17 protein-coding genes and 6 tRNA genes are annotated in these 18,432 nt (G+C 73.5%); 14 read left to right on the top strand and 9 right to left on the bottom strand.

The window, feature by feature from the left end; genetic code table 11:
• The first annotated feature begins 173 nt into the window (after positions 1–173).
• From cobT to ACZ63F_RS35710, 3 genes are all read left to right on the top strand, one after another.
• On the top strand, positions 174–4,034 hold the full coding sequence (cobT, locus tag ACZ63F_RS35720) for a nicotinate-nucleotide--dimethylbenzimidazole phosphoribosyltransferase (protein WP_469717568.1): 3,861 nt from the start codon (positions 174–176) through the stop codon (positions 4,032–4,034).
• Between the two features lie 668 nt (positions 4,035–4,702).
• Complete coding sequence (gene cobA, locus ACZ63F_RS35715; RefSeq protein WP_469717565.1) at positions 4,703–5,935, top strand: uroporphyrinogen-III C-methyltransferase; 1,233 nt, start codon at positions 4,703–4,705, stop codon at positions 5,933–5,935.
• Positions 5,936–6,014: 79 nt separating this feature from the next.
• Positions 6,015–6,833: a TrmH family RNA methyltransferase gene (locus ACZ63F_RS35710; protein ID WP_093505269.1), complete on the top strand. Its 819-nt coding sequence runs from the start codon at positions 6,015–6,017 to the stop codon at positions 6,831–6,833.
• Between the two features lie 15 nt (positions 6,834–6,848).
• Here the strand turns inward: ACZ63F_RS35710 and ACZ63F_RS35705 are convergent, their stop codons facing one another.
• Entirely contained in the window at positions 6,849–8,195 is a 1,347-nt protein-coding gene (locus ACZ63F_RS35705) for a serine/threonine-protein kinase (RefSeq protein ID WP_469717694.1), read from the bottom strand.
• Positions 8,196–8,391: 196 nt separating this feature from the next.
• On the opposite strand from ACZ63F_RS35705, the gene ACZ63F_RS35700 reads away from it, so the two are divergent.
• From ACZ63F_RS35700 to ACZ63F_RS35685, 4 genes are all read left to right on the top strand, one after another.
• Positions 8,392–8,667 (top strand): hypothetical protein, encoded by a 276-nt coding sequence (locus tag ACZ63F_RS35700; RefSeq protein WP_093505273.1) that lies wholly within the window; start codon positions 8,392–8,394, stop codon positions 8,665–8,667.
• A 207-nt stretch (positions 8,668–8,874) separates the two neighbouring features.
• Positions 8,875–9,051 carry a hypothetical protein gene (locus ACZ63F_RS35695; protein WP_123978469.1) on the top strand — a complete coding sequence of 59 codons (177 nt, stop codon included), beginning with the start codon at positions 8,875–8,877 and terminating at the stop codon, positions 9,049–9,051.
• Between the two features lie 356 nt (positions 9,052–9,407).
• A complete protein-coding gene (locus ACZ63F_RS35690; protein WP_469717561.1) occupies positions 9,408–10,343 on the top strand; it encodes a phosphotransferase in 936 nt (311 codons plus the stop codon).
• Between the two features lie 121 nt (positions 10,344–10,464).
• Positions 10,465–10,788, top strand: a complete 324-nt coding sequence (locus ACZ63F_RS35685) for a TFIIB-type zinc ribbon-containing protein (protein ID WP_352367661.1) — start codon at positions 10,465–10,467, stop codon at positions 10,786–10,788.
• 50 nt (positions 10,789–10,838) lie between these two features.
• Here the strand turns inward: ACZ63F_RS35685 and ACZ63F_RS35680 are convergent.
• From ACZ63F_RS35680 to ACZ63F_RS35660, 5 genes are all read right to left on the bottom strand, one after another.
• Positions 10,839–10,910: transfer RNA gene (locus ACZ63F_RS35680), tRNA-Val, on the bottom strand.
• A gap of 34 nt (positions 10,911–10,944) precedes the next feature.
• Positions 10,945–11,016 (bottom strand) — tRNA-Val (locus tag ACZ63F_RS35675).
• A gap of 34 nt (positions 11,017–11,050) precedes the next feature.
• A tRNA-Val gene (locus ACZ63F_RS35670) sits at positions 11,051–11,122 on the bottom strand.
• Position 11,123: 1 nt separating this feature from the next.
• Positions 11,124–11,197: transfer RNA gene (locus ACZ63F_RS35665), tRNA-Cys, on the bottom strand.
• A gap of 38 nt (positions 11,198–11,235) precedes the next feature.
• Positions 11,236–11,308: transfer RNA gene (locus ACZ63F_RS35660), tRNA-Gly, on the bottom strand.
• A gap of 178 nt (positions 11,309–11,486) precedes the next feature.
• Here ACZ63F_RS35660 and ACZ63F_RS35655 point away from each other — a divergent pair.
• The 3 genes from ACZ63F_RS35655 (at position 11,487) to ACZ63F_RS35645 (ending at position 14,413) form a co-directional block, all read left to right on the top strand.
• On the top strand, positions 11,487–12,551 hold the full coding sequence (locus ACZ63F_RS35655; protein WP_469717558.1) for a chorismate-binding protein: 1,065 nt from the start codon (positions 11,487–11,489) through the stop codon (positions 12,549–12,551).
• A gap of 101 nt (positions 12,552–12,652) precedes the next feature.
• Positions 12,653–13,474 (top strand): aminotransferase class IV, encoded by an 822-nt coding sequence (locus ACZ63F_RS35650; RefSeq protein WP_352367659.1) that lies wholly within the window; start codon positions 12,653–12,655, stop codon positions 13,472–13,474.
• 114 nt (positions 13,475–13,588) lie between these two features.
• Positions 13,589–14,413 (top strand): GNAT family N-acetyltransferase, encoded by an 825-nt coding sequence (locus ACZ63F_RS35645; RefSeq protein ID WP_469717556.1) that lies wholly within the window; start codon positions 13,589–13,591, stop codon positions 14,411–14,413.
• Between the two features lie 133 nt (positions 14,414–14,546).
• Here ACZ63F_RS35645 and ACZ63F_RS35640 read toward each other — a convergent pair whose 3' ends face one another.
• Positions 14,547–15,065, bottom strand: coding sequence for a DsbA family protein (locus tag ACZ63F_RS35640; protein WP_382724173.1), 519 nt, complete (start codon positions 15,063–15,065; stop codon positions 14,547–14,549).
• 235 nt (positions 15,066–15,300) lie between these two features.
• Here ACZ63F_RS35640 and ACZ63F_RS35635 point away from each other — a divergent pair, with 235 nt between their 5' ends.
• Entirely contained in the window at positions 15,301–15,756 is a 456-nt protein-coding gene (locus ACZ63F_RS35635; protein WP_469717554.1) for a hypothetical protein, read from the top strand.
• A 259-nt stretch (positions 15,757–16,015) separates the two neighbouring features.
• The gene (locus ACZ63F_RS35630; RefSeq protein ID WP_167450005.1) at positions 16,016–16,168 is read left to right on the top strand and encodes a hypothetical protein; all 153 of its coding nucleotides are present in this window, start codon (positions 16,016–16,018) and stop codon (positions 16,166–16,168) included.
• 107 nt (positions 16,169–16,275) lie between these two features.
• On the opposite strand, the gene ACZ63F_RS35625 is transcribed toward ACZ63F_RS35630, so the two are convergent.
• Both ACZ63F_RS35625 and ACZ63F_RS35620 read right to left on the bottom strand, forming a co-directional pair.
• Positions 16,276–16,836, bottom strand: a complete 561-nt coding sequence (locus ACZ63F_RS35625) for a CGNR zinc finger domain-containing protein (protein ID WP_352366749.1) — start codon at positions 16,834–16,836, stop codon at positions 16,276–16,278.
• A 272-nt stretch (positions 16,837–17,108) separates the two neighbouring features.
• A complete protein-coding gene (locus ACZ63F_RS35620) occupies positions 17,109–17,522 on the bottom strand; it encodes an SsgA family sporulation/cell division regulator (protein ID WP_004002642.1) in 414 nt (137 codons plus the stop codon).
• A 191-nt stretch (positions 17,523–17,713) separates the two neighbouring features.
• On the opposite strand from ACZ63F_RS35620, the gene ACZ63F_RS35615 reads away from it, so the two are divergent.
• Positions 17,714–18,178 carry a TIGR02611 family protein gene (locus ACZ63F_RS35615; protein ID WP_469717551.1) on the top strand — a complete coding sequence of 155 codons (465 nt, stop codon included), beginning with the start codon at positions 17,714–17,716 and terminating at the stop codon, positions 18,176–18,178.
• A 75-nt stretch (positions 18,179–18,253) separates the two neighbouring features.
• Positions 18,254–18,325 (top strand) — tRNA-Val (locus ACZ63F_RS35610).
• Positions 18,326–18,432: the final 107 nt, after the last annotated feature.

Here is an 18,432-nt window from a genome sequence, read left to right as displayed (position 1 = left end):
CTGTCGCGACGGTCGAACGGCCGGGACAATGCCACTGAATGGCTTTGTCGCCTTTTCCGGCGGGTCGTTCGTGCCGCTGGGCACGCACGCTCGTTCTTCACTGTGGGGCGGTCGGTGCGCCGCCCCGGGCGAGCTGGTCGTAGAAGGCACTAACCGATGGGCGAGGGGTACGCATGACGGACACCGGCCAGGTCCCGGGCGAGGGACTGCCGGAGAGCGCAGGCATGGTGGAACAGCCGGGCGTCACCGCGCACGGCGCGTACACCTACCTCTCCGAGTCGCCTGCCGAGGACGAAGAGGACCTGCTGCTCCCCGGCGCCCAGGGCGCCTGGGGGAACGAAGTGCCGCCGCCGGCTCCGGAGCCGGTCGTCGAGACCGTCCACGAGCCCGGCCCGCACGAGATGGGCGGCCGGGACAGCGGCTCGGTCGACCTCAGCGCCGTCCGGCTGCCCAGCTCGGTACCGGCGTCCCCGATCCTCTCCGTGCCGCACGACCCGGCGGCCGCCCCGGCCCCGCGCCGCCCGCTGCACCTCGGCCCGCCGATCCCCGACGCCTCCACCAGCCCGGTCCGCTCCCTCGCCGACCGAGGCCCGGCCGGCGCACCGGTACGGCAGCCCGGGGTGCCGGCGGCAGGCCCCGAGTACCTCGACGTCCAGCCGCTCCACGAGTCGGTACCGCCGTCCGCCGCGCCCTGGGGTGCGCCGCAGACGGCGTCGCAGACCGTCCCGCAGGCCGCTCCGGTGGCACAGGTGGCCGCGGAGGCCCCGGCTGCCGAAACGGTTGCTCCGGTCGGCACGGCACCGGAGCCGGTCGCCGTCGCGGCTCCCGCCGCCCCTGCCTCTCCCGCTGCTGCGGAACCCGAGCCGCAGTTGCAGCCCGTGGCCGCCCACGAACCCGGTACTCCCGACCCGGCCGGCGCCGCCCAGGCGGCAGTCGCCCGCCTCACCACGGAGGCCACGGCCACGGCCACGGGCACCGCGGGCGAGCCCCAGGGCGCCGTCCAGCCGGTCGCCGTCGGCGTCCCGGCGTCGGTGGCCGCACCGGTGGCGCCGCAGGCCATGCAGGCACCGGACGGTTCTCACACGGCCCAGGTCCCGCAGGCCCCGCAGTTCCCTGACGCTCCCGGGACCGCCGAGGTCCCGCAGGCTCCTCCGGGGCCGGACGCGGTGCCGGTGCAGGCTCCTCCGGGGCCGGACGCGGTGCCGGTGCAGGCGGCTCCGGTCGTGGCGCCTCCGGTGATGGCGGTGGGTCCGGAGGCCGCGCAGGCTCCCGGCGCCGCCGACGCGACCGTGGGCGGCGGTGTCCCGCCGCTACCGGAGCACACCGGGCACCGGCTCGCGGAGCCGGAGACGGCCGCCGAGGCCGTGGTGGCCGCGCCGGAGCAGCAGGCCGTAGCGCCGGCCGGCGTTGAGCAGGCCACGGAGGCCGGGGTGCCCGAGCCGGGTCCGGTGCCGGAGGCGGTGGCGCCGGAGGCGGGCGTACACGCAGCAGTCGTGCCGGAGGCGGTCGTGCCGGAGGCGGGCGTACACGCAGCAGTCGTGCCGGAAGCGGTCGTGCCGGAGGCGGTCCTGTCAGAGGCTGCCGCACCGGAAGGTGTCGTACCGGAAGGTGGCGTACCGGAAGCCGGGGCGCCTGGGGCCGTCCCGGCTGCGGAGGCCGACGTGGCCGAGCCCGGCGTGGCCGAGCCCGCAGTGGCCGAGCCCGTCCAGCCGGTGGCGGCCGTGCCGGTACAGCCCGAGGGGGCCGCAGCCGAGGGGTTCGCCCCGGTGCCTCCCGCGTCCCCCGTCGCCATCCAGCCGCCTCAGCCTGCCGAGGTCCCCACGCCCGCCGTCCCGGCGAGCGAGCAGGTCACCCCCGCCGCCACCGACGCACCCGCGGCGGCTGCCGTACCGCCGCCGTCCGAGACGCCCGAGGCGCACCCCGCCGAGTCCGCCCAGCCGGTCGGCGCCCCCCTCGCGGGCCCGCAGACCCAGGTCCCGGCGCCCGCGCCCGAGGAGGCCCCGGCGGAACCGGCCGCGGACCACCCGCTCGGCGAGTTCGTCCCCGTCGACGGCCAGGTGCCGACCACCCCGCACCTCGCCCCCACCCCGCCCCACCCGCTGGTCCTCCCGACCCAGGACCAGGGCGGGCCCGGGCCGTCCCTGCCCGAACAGACCGCGACGGTCCCCGCCCCGCGGGAGGCCGAGCCCGCTCCGCTGCCGGAGCACCCCGATGTCGTACAGCAAGCGGAGGACCTGGACACCAGGGCCGCCGACCAGGAAGAGAGCACGGCCCCCGTGGCAGAAGCACGTCAGTCCACCGGCCCGGCCGCGCCCGCCTACGACGACGCCGAGCGCGAGGCCGTCCTCAAGGTCATGCGCGAACGCCGTGACATCCGCAACGGCTTCCGCAGCGACCCCATCCCGCACGAGGTGCTGCTGCGCGTCCTGGAGGCCGCCCACACCGCGCCGTCCGTCGGCCACTCCCAGCCCTGGGACTTCGTCGTCATCCGCTCGGCCGACACCCGCCGCTCGATGCACGAACTGGCCATGCGCCAGCGCGACGCGTACGCCAAGTCCCTCCCCAAGGGCCGTGCGAAGCAGTTCAAGGAACTGAAGATCGAGGCCATCCTCGACACCCCGGTGAACATCGTCGTCACCGCCGACCCGACGCGCGGCGGCCGCCACACCCTTGGCCGGCACACCCAGCCGCAGATGGCCCCCTACTCCGCCGCCCTGGCCGTCGAGAACCTCTGGCTCGCCGCCCGCGCCGAGGGCCTCGGCGTCGGCTGGGTCAGCTTCTTCGACGAGCGCGAGATGGTCCGCGCCCTCGGCCTGCCCGAGCACCTCGAGGTCATCGCCTACCTGTGCGTCGGGTACGTCGACGAGTTCCCGGACGAGCCCGAGCTGATGCAGGCCGGCTGGTCCAAGCGCCGCCCGCTGTCCTGGGTGGTCCACGAGGAGACGTACGGCCGCCGTGCGCTGCCCGGCGAGGACCCGCACGACCTGCTCGCCGAGACCGTCGCCAGCGTCCGCCCGCTGGACGCCAAGGCGCTCGGCGAGGCCTGGGAACGGCAGAAGCGGATGACCAAGCCGGCCGGCGCGCTCGGCATGCTGGAGATCATCTCCGCCCAGCTGTCCGGCCTGTCCCGGCAGTGCCCGCCGCCGATCCCGGAGCCCGCGGCCGTCGCGATCTTCGCCGGTGACCACGGGGTGCACGCCCAGGGCGTCACGCCGTGGCCGCAGGAGGTCACCGCTCAGATGGTGGCGAACTTCCTCGGCGGGGGAGCGGTCTGCAACGCGTTCGCCGGCCAGGTGGGTGCCGAGGTGTGCGTGGTCGACGTGGGCGTCGCCTCCGAACTGCCCGCCACGCCGGGCTTGCTGCCCCGCAAGGTCCGTGCGGGCACCTCCGACATGACCACCGGCCCCGCGATGACACGCGAGGAGGCCAAGCAGGCCATCGAGGTGGGTATCGAGACGGCCCGTGACCTGGTGGCGGCCGGCAACAGGGCGCTCCTCACCGGCGAGATGGGCATCGCGAACACGACCGCGTCCGCGGCCCTGATCTCCGTCTTCACGGGCGCCGACCCCGCCGAGGTCACCGGCCGCGGCACCGGCATCAACGACGAGACCCTCGCCCGCAAGACCGAGGTGGTCCGCCGTGCCCTGGAACTCCACCAGCCGGACCCGGCCGACCCGATCGGTGTCCTGGCCGCGATCGGCGGCTTCGAACACGCGGCGATGGTGGGCCTGTTGCTGGGCGGCGCGTCCCTGCGCACACCGGTGATCCTCGACGGCGTCAGCGCCGGCGCCGCCGCCCTGGTGGCCCGCGCCATCGCCCCCGAGGTCCTCGCCGCCTGCATCGCCGGCCACCGCAGCGCGGAACCGGGTCACGTGGCAGCCCTGAACAAACTGGGCCTGCGTCCCCTGGTCGACCTCGACCTCCGCCTGGGCGAGGGCACGGGCGCCCTGCTGGCCCTCCCCCTGGTCCAGAGCACGGCAAGGGCCATGCACGAGGTGGCGACCTTCGACTCGGCGGGCGTCACGGAGAAGTAGGAACGGCGTACCCGCGTTCCCAACCTCGTGCCGCCTGCCATCGCCCGCGGTTCCCCGACGGCCGACCACCGACCGCCTGCCGCCGTTGGTCGGCCGCTGGAGGCCGGCGGTTGGTTGCTGGCCGCCGATGGCCGGCCGCGGACTGCCTTCCGCCCGGAGCGGTCGGTCGCCGGTCGTCGGAGGTTGGCGGCCGGTTCCCGACCGGACGTAGTTGGCCGTCGGTCGGCAGTCGTCAGTCGCCTGCCGTCGGTGGTCGGCCGCCAATCGCCGACGGTTGGTCGGAGCCGGTTGCGGTGGCTGGGAATGATCGCCGGAGGCTGGGAGCCAACAGCCGACAGCCGACAGCCGGGGGCCGGGAGCAAGTGGCCGGGACTGGTTGCCGGTGGCCGCGAGGCGGCTGTGTTTCCTTGGCTGCTGGCTGCTGGCTGCTGGCTGCTGGCTGTGGCGGCTGTCGGCAGCGGGATCGCTGCGCCGGTTTCCCTGTCGGCCGACCCGGTGGTTGTGGGCAGTCGTTCCGCTGGGGCGGAACGGGTGGGCACAGCCACCCACAACCCCCGCACCCGGCCCCGCAGCCCAGCCACCGGACACCTGAGCCGCCCAAAACCCCCGCCCCGTAAAATCTGCACGTCAGGGCCACCCATCGCCGCCGAAAGAGGAGCCGCCCCCTCATGGCCGAACACCCCGCCTACCCCGTAGGCCTCCGCCTCTCAGGCCGTCGCGTGGTCGTCCTCGGCGGCGGGCAGGTGGCGCAGCGCCGCCTGCCGGCCCTCATCGCGGCAGGTGCCGACGTCACCCTTGTCTCCCCGGAGGCCACCCCCTCCGTCGAGGCCATGGCCGACGCCGGCGAGATCACCTGGGTCAGGCGCCCCTACCAGGACGGCGACCTCGGCGAAGCCTGGTACGCGCTGATCGCCACCAGCGACCCCGCCGCCAACACCGCCGCCTCCGCGGAAGCGGAGCGCCACCGCGTGTGGTGCGTGCGTTCCGACGACGCCGACCAGGCCACCGCCTGGACACCGGCGACCGGCCACAGCGAGGGCGTCACGGTCGCCGTCCTCACCACCGACGCGCGCGGCCGCGACCCCCGCCACACCGCCGCCATCCGGGACGCCGTCGTCGAGGGTCTGCGCGACGGCACCCTCGTCGCCCCCCACCACCGCACCCGCACCCCGGGCGTCGCCCTGGTCGGCGGCGGCCCCGGCGACCCCGACCTGATCACGGTCCGCGGCCGCCGCCTCCTGGCCGCCGCCGACGTCGTCATCGCCGACCGCCTCGGCCCCCGTGACCTCCTCGCCGAACTCCCGCCGCACGTCGAGGTGATCGACGCCGCGAAGATCCCGTACGGCCGGTACATGGCCCAGGAGGCCATCAACAACGCCCTGATCGAACACGCCAAGCAGGGCAAGTCGGTCGTCCGGCTGAAGGGCGGCGACCCCTACGTGTTCGGCCGGGGCATGGAGGAGGTCCAGGCGCTCGCGGACGCCGGGATTCCGTGCACCGTCGTCCCGGGCATCTCCAGCTCGATCTCCGTACCGTCCGCCGCGGGCATCCCGGTCACCCACCGGGGCGTCGCACACGAGTTCACGGTGGTCAGCGGCCACGTCGCCCCGGACGACGAGCGCTCGCTGGCCGACTGGCCGTCCCTCGCGAAGCTGACCGGGACCCTCGTCGTCCTCATGGGCGTCGACAAGATCGGGAAGATCGCCGAGACCCTGGTCGCGCACGGGAAGTCCCCGCAAACCCCTGTCGCCCTGGTCCAGGAAGGCACGACGGCCGCTCAACGCCGGGTCGACGCCACCCTCGCCACGGTGGCGGAGGTGGTCCGAGCGGAGGAAGTGAAACCGCCCGCGGTCATCGTGATCGGCGAGGTCGTGAACGTCGGCCCGCCGGCGGCGCCCTGAAGGACCTCGGCGTAACCCCGGGTAACACAACTAGCTCCAGACCATTGGCACCCCACCCAGGACAAGGCAGTATCACCCTGTGGCCGATCTCATCACCGTTGAGGATCCCGACGACCCGCGCCTCCGTGACTACACGGGCCTGACCGACGTCGAGTTGCGCCGCAAGCGCGAACCGGCCGAGGGACTGTTCATCGCCGAGGGTGAGAAGGTCATCCGCAGGGCGAAGGACGCGGGCTACGAGATGCGGTCGATGCTGCTGTCCGCCAAGTGGGTGGACGTCATGCGCGACGTCATAGACGAACTGCCGGCCCCCGTCTACGCGGTCAGCCCGGAACTCGCCGAGAAGGTCACGGGCTACCACGTGCACCGCGGCGCCCTCGCCTCCATGCAGCGCAAGCCACTGCCGACGGCGACCGAGCTGCTGCGCACCACCCGCCGGGTCGTCGTCATGGAGTCGGTCAACGACCACACCAACATCGGCGCGATCTTCCGCTCGGCGGCCGCCCTCGGCATGGACGCGGTGCTGCTGTCCCCGGACTGTGCCGACCCGCTCTACCGGCGCAGCGTGAAGGTGTCCATGGGAGCGGTCTTCTCCGTGCCGTACGCCCGTCTCGACACCTGGCCGAAGGGGCTGGACTCGGTCCGCGAGGCAGGGTTCACGCTGCTCGCCCTCACCCCGGACGAGAAGGCCCGCAGCCTGGACGAGGCCGCCCCGCACCGGATGGACAGGGTCGCCCTGATGCTCGGCGCGGAGGGCGACGGTCTCTCCACCCAGGCGCTGGTCGCCGCCGACGAATGGGTGCGCATCCCGATGTCCCACGGCGTCGACTCCCTCAACGTGGGCGCGGCGGCCGCGGTCGCCTTCTACGCGGTGACCGCCGGCCGCCCCGAGGCGTAGGCCCGGCTGCTCCCGCTACTCCCTGAGGGCCACGGCCTGTGCGGCCACGGCACCGCTGCCGGCACCGGGCGCGCCCATCCCGCGGGCGGGCCCGGAACAGCCCTGCGCCAGCGCGATCCCCAACGCCACCAGCAGGGTCACCACGACGAACACGAACAGCCGCTGGCGCAGCAGCCGGGGATTGGCCGGCCGCCGTCCGGTACCCGTGGGACGCGGCGCCGGACGCCCGTTGCCCGCGCGTGACGCGGGCCGGTTCCCGCTTCCGTTCCCAGGCCGGGTGCCGTTGCCGCGCGGGGCGGGCGTGGGGCGCGCGCCGTTCGGCCGGGACGGCACTCCGCCGGCCGGGCGCGGACCGCTGCCGCCGCGCGAGGGAGCGTTGCCCCGCGCCTGCGCGCCCGCCGCACCCGGCGAGGACTGCGGCCGGCGCTGGGTACGCTGCGGATCCGGGTAGGTCGAGTAGGTGTCGGTGAGCCGCCCGGTGGGCCGGTCCGCCTCCGCCGCACGCGGCACGGGCGGCCGTACGTCGGCCAGCCCCTGCGCCTCGCGCGCGGCGATCTCCTTCAGCCGGAGCGACAGCTGCAGCGTGCTCGGCCGCTCCTCCGGGTCCTTGGCCAGACAGGCCCGCACCAGCGGCGCGAGCGCGTCCGGCACGCCGTGCAGCTGCGGCTCCTCGTGGACGACCCGGTAGAGCATCACCTCGGAACTGCCGTGCCCGAAGGGCGAGTCGCCGGTCGAGGCGTAGGCGAGGGTCGCGCCGAGCGAGAAGACGTCCGTCGCGGGGGTGACGGCCGCCCCGCGCACCTGCTCGGGCGCGAGGAACCCGGGGGAGCCCACCGCCGTACCCACGTGGGTGAGGGTGGATGCCCCGGTGGCCCAGGCGATGCCGAAGTCGATGATCCGCGGCCCCTTCGGGGACAGCAGGATGTTCGAAGGCTTGAGATCCCGATGCACGACCCCGGCCTCGTGTACGGCGACCAGGCCCTCGGAGAGCGCCGCGCCGACCGCCGCCGCGTCCGCCGCGACCAGCGGGCCGTCGTCGGCGACCTTGTCGTGGAGCGAGGGGCCGGGCACGTACTGGGTGGCGAACCAGGGCCGCTCGGCGTCCAGATCCGCCGCGACCAGCCGCGCGGTACAGCCGCCCCTGATCCGCCGGGCCGCCGAGACCTCACGGGCGAAGCGGGACCGGAACTCCTGGTCCTCCGCCAGATCGGGCCGGATCACCTTCAGCGCGACCCGCTGCCCCTTCTTGTCGGAACCGAGGTAGACCACGCCCATGCCGCCGGCGCCGAGCCTTCTGTGAAGCCTGAACGAGCCGACGACGCGCGGGTCCTCGCGCCTCAGGCGCATCATCGCCATGTTCATCCCCGCTGCCCGGTCCGTCTGACGTGGCACAGCTTACGTTTACCGGGCCGCCCGTGCGCAGAGGCCGCGCCCTCTCGGCCCGATGGATTGTCAGTGCCGGGTGCGAGACTTGAGGAGTGGTCAGGAAGGCGCCGTTATCGGCGTCTTTGAGCACCCGTCTGCTCCAACAAGCCGTCACAGAAGGGGGATTGATGCTGTGAAGGGTGACCGCGTGGAGATAGTCGTGGACGCCGGCGACACGACCCGTACGTACGAGGTGGTGGCGAGCCGGGCCGGCCGCCGGGTGGAGACGGCGGTCCGGCGAGGGGTGGTGGAAGTGAGCGAAGTCACGCGGAACGGCACCGTCGTCCGGACCGCGCGCTTCATGGCGACCCGGGTCCTGGCCCTCGTGGAGCAGCCGGTGCCCCGAGAGGACAGCTCGGAAAAACCGGGAAGGACCGGGCACCCCCTCCGGGAAGACCCCGAGGGGTAGGACGAGACCTGGGGCCCGTCTCCACCCAGGGGAGTAGACCGCAGGTCACGGCTCATCCTCTCGGAGGCCCGCGATTCGGTACGAGGGCATGACGTCCGCGAGGTGCCACGCGCCTAGATTTGAGGTCAAGCGGCGGGTGCAGCACTCGTCCCCCGAGGTCAGACACCCGCCGCTGCCAACGACAACTGAACGGTCAGGAGAGGGACCATGGCTCTTACGGCACAGCGGACACACACCACCCGCCCCCGCCGACAGGGCCGCCGCCACCCACTGGTGGCGACGCTGATGGCCCTTCCCCTGGCGGTCCTGCTCCTCGTCGTCTTCGACGGCTGGGAGACAGTGGCCACACAGGCGTCGTCCGTGGGAGTGATGCTGGGGCGCTGAGCGGCGACCCCAGGCCCGGAAGAGCGGTCCGGGCGGGGACATCCACCCATGAAACCCCGTGGGGACGGGGGTGCGGCGGACGGCAAAATGCCGGCGCAGCTGGGGAGCTGCGCCGGCATTGCTTTTTCCCGGGGCTGACCGCCGTTGTCCGGCCGCAGTTCCCGCGCCCCTTATGGGGCACGTCCCAGCTGCGGGCAGTCGTGCCGCTGGGCGGCACGGGTGGGCGCAGCGGCACCCCCCAAGGGCGGGCGAGCGACACCCCGGTGCCCCAGCCCCGACCCCGCCCGGCCGTGAACCCCGGCCCACCGCACCCACGTACCCTCACCCCTGCACAGCCGCACCTCCCGGGGGACTCCATGACCGCAGACGTACTGCCCCAGCTGACCGCCGAGGTCGCAGCCGCCGCCCACCCCGACCCGGCGGCCCTCTGCCAGTGCACCGGCGGCACCACCACCCTCGCCCACCGCCCCGACACCACCGTCCTCCGCCACGCGGCAACCGTCGCCAAGGCCCACGCCCCCGGCACCGACCCCACCGCCCTCACCCGCCGCCTGGCCACCGCCGCCCGCCTCCCCGACGTCTTCCTCCCGCCCCTCACCCCGGCCCCCGCCGCCTTCGTCGACGACCGCCCCGTCACCCTCTGGCCGTACGGCGCCCCCGTCGACCCCGGCGACCCGGAGGCCGCCCCCTGGGAAGCCGCCGCCACCCTCCTCGCCTTGCTCCACCGCGCCCCGCCCGCCCTCGCCGCCGCGCCCCCGACGCGCGGCCCCGTCAAGGCGGCCCAGGCGATCGCGCGGCTCAGGCAGGCCCTCGCCACCGCGGACGCCCACCCCGCCGCCCCGCCCGTCCTGCGAGCCTGGTCCGCCCTGCCCGCCTGGGCCCGCGCCAAGGCTCCGGCCGCACCCGGCCGGCCCCGCGCCCTCTGCCACGGCGACCTGCACCTCGGCCAGCTGGTCCGGTACCCGGCGCCGGACGGCCCGTGGCGCCTCATCGACGTGGACGATCTCGGCGTGGGCGACCCCGCCTGGGACCTCGCCCGCCCCGCGTCCTGGTACGCCTGCGGCCTCCTCCCGCCCGACGAATGGGCCCGCTTCCTCGGTGCCTACCGCGCGGCCGGTGGTCCGGCCGTACCGGAGGACGGCGACCCCTGGCCCGCCCTGGACGTCCCGGCCCGCGCCCTCACCGTCCAGACCGGCGCGCGCTACCTCGCGAAGGCGATCGCGGCGGACCGCCCCCTGGACGAGGTGGAGCAGTCCCTGATCGATGCTTGTGCCCGGATGACACCGGAATGACCCTTCGTCCGCCCCGGTTGACGCACGACTTCCCGAAGTACGCTGCAACCGGCCAGGGTCGGACGGAGTCTGTCCTGGAAGAACGTGAAGCAGTTTTCACCGGCGAGGAGTTGAGCCGACCATGCAGTGTCCGAAGTGCCATGCGCCGATGCACACCTACAACCGCAACGGCGTCCAGATCGAGCAGTGCAGCGGCTGCCGGGGCATCTTCCTCGACTACGGCGAGCTGGAGGCGCTGACCCAGCTGGAGGCGCAGTGGTCCAAGCCCGTGCCGCCGCCGGCTCCGCAGGCGTACCCGGCCCCGCAGGCTTACCCGGCCCCGCCCGCACCGGCCTGGGGCGCCCCGCACGGCGGCGGCCACCACGGCGGCGGTCACGGCGGGCACTACGGCGGCCACGGTCACCACGGCCACAAGAGCTGGGCGCACATGCTCTTCTCCAGCTGAACCCACGAAGAAGCCCCGGCCGTACGAGACGACCGGGGCTCTTTGCTGTGTGGACGATACTGGGATTGAACCAGTGACCTCTTCCGTGTCAGGGAAGCGCTCTCCCGCTGAGCTAATCGTCCTCGGGACCGTGATCCGAGGATCACGGGCACTGCGTGCGCGATACTGGGATTGAACCAGTGACCTCTTCCGTGTCAGGGAAGCGCTCTCCCGCTGAGCTAATCGCGCGGGACAGATCCACGGCCTTCCGGCCAGGACCCAGTGGACGATACTGGGATTGAACCAGTGACCTCTTCCGTGTCAGGGAAGCGCTCTCCCGCTGAGCTAATCGTCCTTGGAGGTGGAGACGGGATTTGAACCCGTGTAGACGGCTTTGCAGGCCGTTGCCTCGCCTCTCGGCCACTCCACCAGGAGTGTAGGGGATCGGGAAGACCCCTGGTTCCTGCGAGCGGACGACGAGGCTCGAACTCGCGACCTCAACCTTGGCAAGGTTGCGCTCTACCAACTGAGCTACGTCCGCCTGTCGTTTCGGTCCGCTCTCGCGTCCCGGCGACGTGTTGAACTCTAGCGGATTCCCGGGCCAGCACAAAAACGCGTTTGCGCAGCGTGCTGCGCCGGTCCCGGCGGATGCGGTGGTCAGGGCACCCTTGACGACATGCCCGGGTCACCCCCAGGACACCCGCCATAGACTCGACCACGTGCTTCGTCGTCCTGCTCATCACCCTCCTCTCGCCCGGTTCGGCGGCCGTGTCGCCACCGGTCTCCTCGACGTGACCAGCGATCCCGCGGCCCTCGACTCGTCCGGTTTCTGGGCCGTCTGCGCGGACTTCGAGGGCCGGCTGACCTGTGCCCGCTTCGGTGACGTACGGGAGGAGCCGGTGCCCGCACCGGTTCCGGGGCGGTGGCGGGGGCCGGCGGCCGGTGACTGGACGTCGTCCCTCGACCGCGCCGCGTACACGGCGGCGGTGCGGCGGATCCGTGCGCACATCGCGGCCGGCGAGGTCTACCAGGCCAACCTCTGCCGCGTGCTGTCCGCGCCGGCCGACCCGGACGCCGATGTGGACGCCCTGACCGCACTGCTGGCCCGCGGCAACCCGGCGCCGTACGCCGGAACGATTCGCCTCCCGGCGCACGGGGTGGAGACAGCCACCGCCTCGCCCGAGCTGTTCCTGCGCAGGACCGGGCGGACCGTCGAGAGCGGGCCCATCAAGGGGACCGGCCGCACCGAGGCGGACCTCCTGGAGAAGGACTACGCCGAGAACGTGATGATCGTGGACCTGGTCCGCAACGACATCGGGCGGGTCTGTGCCACCGGCACCGTGACCGTCCCCGACCTGTGCGCCGTGGAGAAGCACCCGGGGCTGGTCCACCTCGTCTCCACGGTCCGGGGCGAGCTGCGCGCCGACGCCGGCTGGCCCGACCTGCTCGCCGCGGCCTTCCCGCCCGGCTCGGTCACCGGCGCGCCCAAGTCGAGCGCCCTGCGGATCATCGAGGCCCTGGAGACCGCGCCGCGCGGCCCGTACTGCGGCGGCATCGGCTGGGTGGACGCGGACCGGGGCGTCGGCGAGCTGGCCGTGGGAATCCGGACCTTCTGGATCGACCGGTCCGGCGAAGGTGACGTGCTCCGGTTCGGCACCGGCGCCGGGATCACCTGGGGCTCCGACCCGGAGGGCGAGTGGCGGGAGACCGAACTGAAGGCCGCCCGACTGCTCGCGATAGCGTCGGGTACGTACGACGTGAACGAAGGGGATCCCGGGTGCTGAGCCGGCCCGGCCGACGACCTTCGGACCCCGGCCGGTCCGCCGCGTCGGACGCACCTCGTGCGTCCGACGCTCCGGACGCTGACGTGTAGAGGTAGTGAGCAGTGAAGATCTGGCTGGACGGCGGGTTGCAGGACGTGGAGTCCGCGCGTGTCTCCGTCTTCGACCACGGGCTGACCGTGGGGGACGGCATCTTCGAGACGGTGAAGGCGACCGGGGGCCGGCCCTTCGCGCTCACCCGCCACCTCGACCGGCTGACCCGCTCGGCGCGTGGCCTCGGCCTGCCCGACCCCGACCACGACGAGGTCCGCCGGGCCTGCGAGGCGGTCCTCGCGGCCAACCCGATGGAGCTGGGCCGGCTGCGCATCACCTACACCGGCGGCCACGGTCCCCTCGGTTCCGACCGTGGCGACCGCGGCCCGACCCTCGTGGTCGCCCTCGGCGAGACCGGCCGCCGCCCCGACTCCACCGCCGTGATCACGGTCCCCTGGACCCGGAACGAGCGCGGTGCGCTCACCGGCCTGAAGACCACCTCCTACGCCGAGAACGTCGTCGCCCTGGCCCGCGCCCACCGGCACGACGCCTCCGAGGCCCTGTTCGCCAACACGGTCGGGCAGCTCTGCGAGGGCACCGGTTCCAACGTCTTCGTCGTCCTCGACGGAGAGATCCACACCCCGCCGGTCTCCTCCGGCTGCCTGGCCGGCATCACCCGCGCCCTGACCGTCGAGTGGACCGGCGCCCGCGAGACCGACCTGCCCCTGGACGTCCTGGAGCGGGCCGACGAGATCTTCCTCACCTCCACCCTGCGCGACGTCCAGGCCGTGCACCGCGTCGACGACCGTGCACTGCCCGGCGCCCCGGGCCCGGTGACCGCCAAGGCCATGCGCATCTTCGACGAGCGCTCGGGTGAGGATCTGGATCCCTGAGTGCCTCCACGGTGCTTTGCCCGGCAGAGCCCCACGGGGCTTTGCCAGGCAGGGCATTGACCGGCGGGCCTCGTGGGGCTGACGTCACCGTCCCGGGCGGGTAGAACACGGCTGATGACCACGACCCTGCGGCCGACCGAGCCGCTTCAGCACGGCGCCGACGGGGCGCCGTCCCGCCACTTCCAGGTGTGCGTGAACGGCAGGCCCGTCGGAACCCTCCACCTCGGCACCTCGCCGCATCTCGGGGCCCGCGTGGCCCGGATCGCCGACCTGCGCATCGAGGAGCCCGACCGCCACCGGGGCCGGGGCACCGTGGCCGCGCTCGCCGCGGAGGAGGTGGCGCGGGGCTGGGGCTGCCGGCAGATCGAGGTGAGCGTCCCGGCCGCCGCGGAGCCCGCGCTGCGGCTCGTCACAGCGCTCGGGTACGTCCCGCGCAACCGCAGGATGGAGAAGCACCTCGGCGGCACCCCGCCGGCCCTGCCGGCGGGCAGCGTCGGCCGCGCCATGACCGAGGCCGAGTTCGAGGAGTGGTTCGGCCGCCAGTCCGAGGCGTACGCGCGCACGTGGATCGAGCGGGGCCTGCCCGAGGCCGAGGCCCACGAGAAGTCGCGGCGCGACCACGAGCGGCTGCTGCCGGGCGGCCTCGCCACCGAGGACGTGCGGCTCACCGTCCTCGAACACGAGGGGACACCCGTCGGCACCCTGTGGATGGCCTTCCGGAAGGACCAGGCCTGGGTGTACGACGTGCAGGTCGACGCCGCCCACCGCGGCCGGGGACACGGCCGCACCCTCATGCTGCTGGCGGAGCAGCAGACGATCGCCGCCCGCAGACCCGTCCTCGGCCTCAACGTGTTCGCCGGCGACACCCCGGCCGAGCGGCTCTACGAGTCGCTGGGGTACGTCACCGTCTCCTGCGTCCTGTACAAGAACCTGATCTGAGGCCCGGTCACTCCGGCGCGCTCACTCCGGCCCGGTCACCTCGGCCCGGTCACTTCGGCGCGGTCGCTGCCGCCCGGTCACTCCGGCCCGGTCGCTTCGGCCCGGTCGCTTCGGCGCGGTCAGTCCTGCCGGATCACTCCTGCTCGGCCAGCAACCGGTCGGCGATCTCCGTCACGCGCTCGCGCAGGCCTTCCTGGCTCTTTCCGCCGTCGAGGCGTTCGCCGCCGATGACGTACGTCGGGGTTCCGGTCACCCCGATGGCCTTGCCCTCGGCCTGGTCGGCGTCCACGATCAGGATGTGCCGGCCGTCGATCAGTGCGGTGTCGAACTCCTCGGCGTCCAGGCCCAGTTCGCCGGCCACCTCGACCAGGAACGGCTCGCCCTCGCGGTCCAGCCGCTCGACCCGGCCGAGGACCGCCTCGACGTACTCCCAGCCCTTGCCCTGCACCAGGGCCTCCTCGGCGGCCTGCGCGGCGGCGAAGGCGTGCTTGTGCTTCTCCAGCGGGAAGTGCCGCAGCCGCAGCTCCAGCCGGTCACCGTACCGGGCACGCAGGGCGCGGAGGTCGTCCAGGGCGCTGCGGCAGTCGGAACACTGGAGTTCACACCAGACGTCGAGGACCGGGGCGTCGGCCCGCGCGGGGGAGTCGTTCATGCCTGCCAGTCTTCCAGGCCGTGCTCAGTCCACCCAATCGAGACGGCGGGGGCGGCCGGCGGCGCCGGGTGTGGCCGCGGCTCGTCCCTGGGGTGGAGGTGCCCCGGAGCGGACCCCGAGATGCCCCTGATTGTCGGGCCTGGACATGGATCGCACGGGCCGGGCGGTGCACGATGGAAGGGGGCGGAGCGGCGCACGCACTCCGCCCGCCCGACCCAGCCCGCAGGAGGACCGGATGATCGCCGAGACAGTCTGTTCCGCCGTGTCCGCGGCAGGCCTGGGCATCGCCGTGGTCACCGCCTATCGCAAGCGGTACCTGGCGGCGGCCCGTATCGCCGCCTACTCCCTCGTTCCCGTCGGCCTGGTGATGACGGGCGTGGTCGGCTGGCTCGCCGACACCGCCTTCAGCCTGACGGCCTGGGCGGGCTTCGGCGTGCTCGGCGCGGCCTGGGCCCTGTTCGCCACCACTCGCGCCGTGGAGCGCCGGCGTGGCGGCACCCGTGGCACGCGCGCCGAGCGGAAGGCGGCCGCGCGGGGCGCGGAGCGCGAGGCCGTCGCACCCGCCGCCTCGGCGCCGACCCTGAGTCCGGCCGCCCGCCCGGCGTCCAGGCCCGCGGCGGCGCCCCGCGGCACCGGCTCCGGTGACGACTTCAGCGACATCGAGGCCATCCTCAAGAAGCACGGGATATGACACACCGCGGCGGCGGACCGGGGGCCCGGGGGCGGCGCCCGGAAGCCCGCCGGGCGCGGCGCAGTTCAGCCGGGTTGCGGGCGCGTGCATATGACAATCGCATGAGGCATTGAAACGACACAGTGCGCCCACGGCCCGCTCGGAAGTGTGCAGAGGACGGGCGGAAGCGAAACGGACATCGCGGAATTCGGCGAACTCCCGCCCATTCCGGGCGTGTTGATCGCGTAGCGGGTGCCCACTGGGACATCATCGCCGCGAGATGCTGGACACGAAACAGAGCGAGGCCGCGCCGCCGAAGGACGAGCCCCGCGGGTGCCTCTTCGCCCTTTCCCAGCCACCGCTGATGATCTTCCTAGCGGTGATCGGGTGTCTGCTCCTCATGGCTGCGCTGCACGACCTGCTGTGGCTGTGAGCCGTACCCGCCCGTCCCGGCGCCACCCGCCGGGACCGGCGTCGGCATCCGCCCCGCGCCCCGTCGCTCCTCCCGCCACGGGCACCCTGCCGCCGACGGCCGCCCGATCAGCCCGCCGCCTCCTTGCGGCGTGCCCGGTACGCGGCGACATGCAGACGGTTTCCGCAGGTCCGGCTGTCGCAGTAGCGGCGCGAGCGGTTACGGGAGAGGTCGACGAAGGCGCGCCTGCAGTCCGGGGCCTCGCAGCGCCGCAGCCGCTCCTCCTCCCCGGCGACGACGAAGAACGCCAGTGCCATCCCGCAGTCGGCGGCGAGGTGGTCGGCGACCGAGGCGCCGGGCGCGAAGTAGTGCACATGCCAGTCGTAGCCGTCATGGTCCGTGAGCCGGGGAGTGGTGCCCGCGGCCGCGACCAGCTCGTTGATCATCCCGGCGGCGGTCCTGGCGTCCGGGGCGGCGAAGATGCCCGCGAACCGGCCGCGGATCTTGCGCACCGCCGACAGGTCGAACTCCGAGAGCACGCCCACATCGCTGATGTCGTGGTTTCGTACGAAATCCTGGAGGGCCGCGACATCGGGCAGGCCGTCCGCCGCCGCGTCGTCCTCCGGCACGGTGTTCACCAGATCCACCACGGCGTCGAGAGAACACCGGGTGTCGTGGGTGATCAGCACGTTTCGCTCCCTGGCCTGAGGGTCGGGCGGGCGCCCGCCGATGGTGGCCGATGGTAGCGACATACGGCGGCCCCGCACCGTGCCCTGTCCCACTCGTGACTGACCGGTACAACGCACACCGCCTCCCGGGGGTTCCAGCGGGAACGCGGACACACCGGCGCCGCCCCGTGACCGAACACGGTGGCGGGCGCCGGTGCTGCCGTATGCGGTTGTCTAGGCCCGAGCCGTCTCCCCGAGTGGACGGCGCCGGGCGGCTTGCAGGGGGCGTGCCCTCAGCTCTCCGCCAGGATGTGCGAGAGCTCCTGATCGAGATCGAAATGGCGGTGTTCCGTGCCCGGGGGCACGGCGGCGTCCGTCCGCTTCAGGAAGGACTCCAGGGCCCGCGCCGGGGCTTCCAGTAGGGCTTCTCCCTCCGGGGAGCTCAGGGCGATGCACACGACGCCCTGACCGTGACTGCGGGACGGCCAGACGCGGACGTCTCCGGTGCCGGTGGGGCGGTGCAGCCCCTCGGCGAGGAGGTCGCGGGCGAACACCCACTCGACGGTCTCCTCGGCTCCGGTGTGGAAGGTGGCGTGCACGGCGTAGGGGTCGGCCGTGTCGTACCGCAGGCCTGCGGGGACAGGCAGGGATGACTCGCTCGACACAACGAGGCGCAGGTGCAGCTCGCAGCTGACCGTGGTGTTCATAAGCGCCAGGGCCTTTCGCTCAGTGTGCGCTCGGGGATTCGCACGTCGGCGAAATCGACATGCCACCTACGGTGCCGTTGTAAACCCCTCTGAGTGTTTTGCGTGTGTTTACGTAACTCTTCCGGCCGAGAACCTGGACGCGATCTACGACCATTCCGGTGACGGGAATCGCTCGGGTAGGGTTTGGTCGTATGAATACGGGGAGTAACGAACCGGGCGAGACTGCCGTGGCCTCGGACGGCAGCGGGGCGGACGGGACGGCGGCGGACCGGGCGCGCGACGAGCGCGGGCTCGGATCGCGGGCGCCCGAGTTCGTCAGGGCGCGCCGGATGCTGCACCTGAGCTGGCAGGTCGGGGTCTTCGCGATCGGCCTGGCGGTGGTGGCCGTGGGCATCGTCCTGCTGCCGCTGCCCGGCCCCGGCTGGGTGATCATCTTCGCCGGCATGGCGATCTGGGCCACCGAGTTCGTCTGGGCCCAGCTGGTGCTGCGCTGGACGAAGCGCAAGGTCACGGAGGCGGCCCAGAAGGCCCTCGACCCCAGGGTGCGCCGCCGCAACATCACGCTCACGACGATCGGCCTGGCGGTCGTGGCCGCCGGGGCCGGCGTCTACCTCTCCAGGTTCGGGATCGTGATGCCCTGGAAGATCGAGGAGTGATCCGGTCGCGGGCCCAGGCCCCCGGCGACTGGTCGGGGGCACCCCCTGACATGGGGTAATGTTCTTCCTGCGCCCGGGCGATTAGCTCAGTGGGAGAGCGCTTCGTTCACACCGAAGAGGTCACTGGTTCGAACCCAGTATCGCCCACCCGGAACCGGGGGGGGGGGGGGGGGGGGGGGGGGGGGGGGGGGGGGGGGGGTGGGGGGGTGGGGGGGGGGGGGGGGGGGGGGGGGGGGGGGGGTAGCGATACGCCT

This window comes from Streptomyces sp. NPDC104761 (genome assembly GCF_055583445.1).
This window is presented reverse-complemented; position numbering and strand designations above follow the sequence as displayed.

What these genes read in the sequence shown, in the direction of transcription:
- cobT (WP_469717568.1), top strand. Translation starts at nt 174, where the DNA reads ATGACGGACACCGGCCAGGTCCCGGGCGAGGGACTGCCGGAGAGCGCA.
- cobA (WP_469717565.1), top strand. Translation starts at nt 4,703, where the DNA reads ATGGCCGAACACCCCGCCTACCCCGTAGGCCTCCGCCTCTCAGGCCGT.
- ACZ63F_RS35705 (WP_469717694.1), bottom strand. Translation starts at nt 8,195, where the DNA reads ATGAACATGGCGATGATGCGCCTGAGGCGCGAGGACCCGCGCGTCGTC.
- ACZ63F_RS35695 (WP_123978469.1), top strand. Translation starts at nt 8,875, where the DNA reads ATGGCTCTTACGGCACAGCGGACACACACCACCCGCCCCCGCCGACAG.
- ACZ63F_RS35690 (WP_469717561.1), top strand. Translation starts at nt 9,408, where the DNA reads ATGACCGCAGACGTACTGCCCCAGCTGACCGCCGAGGTCGCAGCCGCC.
- ACZ63F_RS35685 (WP_352367661.1), top strand. Translation starts at nt 10,465, where the DNA reads ATGCAGTGTCCGAAGTGCCATGCGCCGATGCACACCTACAACCGCAAC.
- ACZ63F_RS35645 (WP_469717556.1), top strand. Translation starts at nt 13,589, where the DNA reads ATGACCACGACCCTGCGGCCGACCGAGCCGCTTCAGCACGGCGCCGAC.
- ACZ63F_RS35640 (WP_382724173.1), bottom strand. Translation starts at nt 15,065, where the DNA reads ATGAACGACTCCCCCGCGCGGGCCGACGCCCCGGTCCTCGACGTCTGG.
- ACZ63F_RS35635 (WP_469717554.1), top strand. Translation starts at nt 15,301, where the DNA reads ATGATCGCCGAGACAGTCTGTTCCGCCGTGTCCGCGGCAGGCCTGGGC.
- ACZ63F_RS35630 (WP_167450005.1), top strand. Translation starts at nt 16,016, where the DNA reads ATGCTGGACACGAAACAGAGCGAGGCCGCGCCGCCGAAGGACGAGCCC.
- ACZ63F_RS35620 (WP_004002642.1), bottom strand. Translation starts at nt 17,522, where the DNA reads ATGAACACCACGGTCAGCTGCGAGCTGCACCTGCGCCTCGTTGTGTCG.
- ACZ63F_RS35615 (WP_469717551.1), top strand. Translation starts at nt 17,714, where the DNA reads ATGAATACGGGGAGTAACGAACCGGGCGAGACTGCCGTGGCCTCGGAC.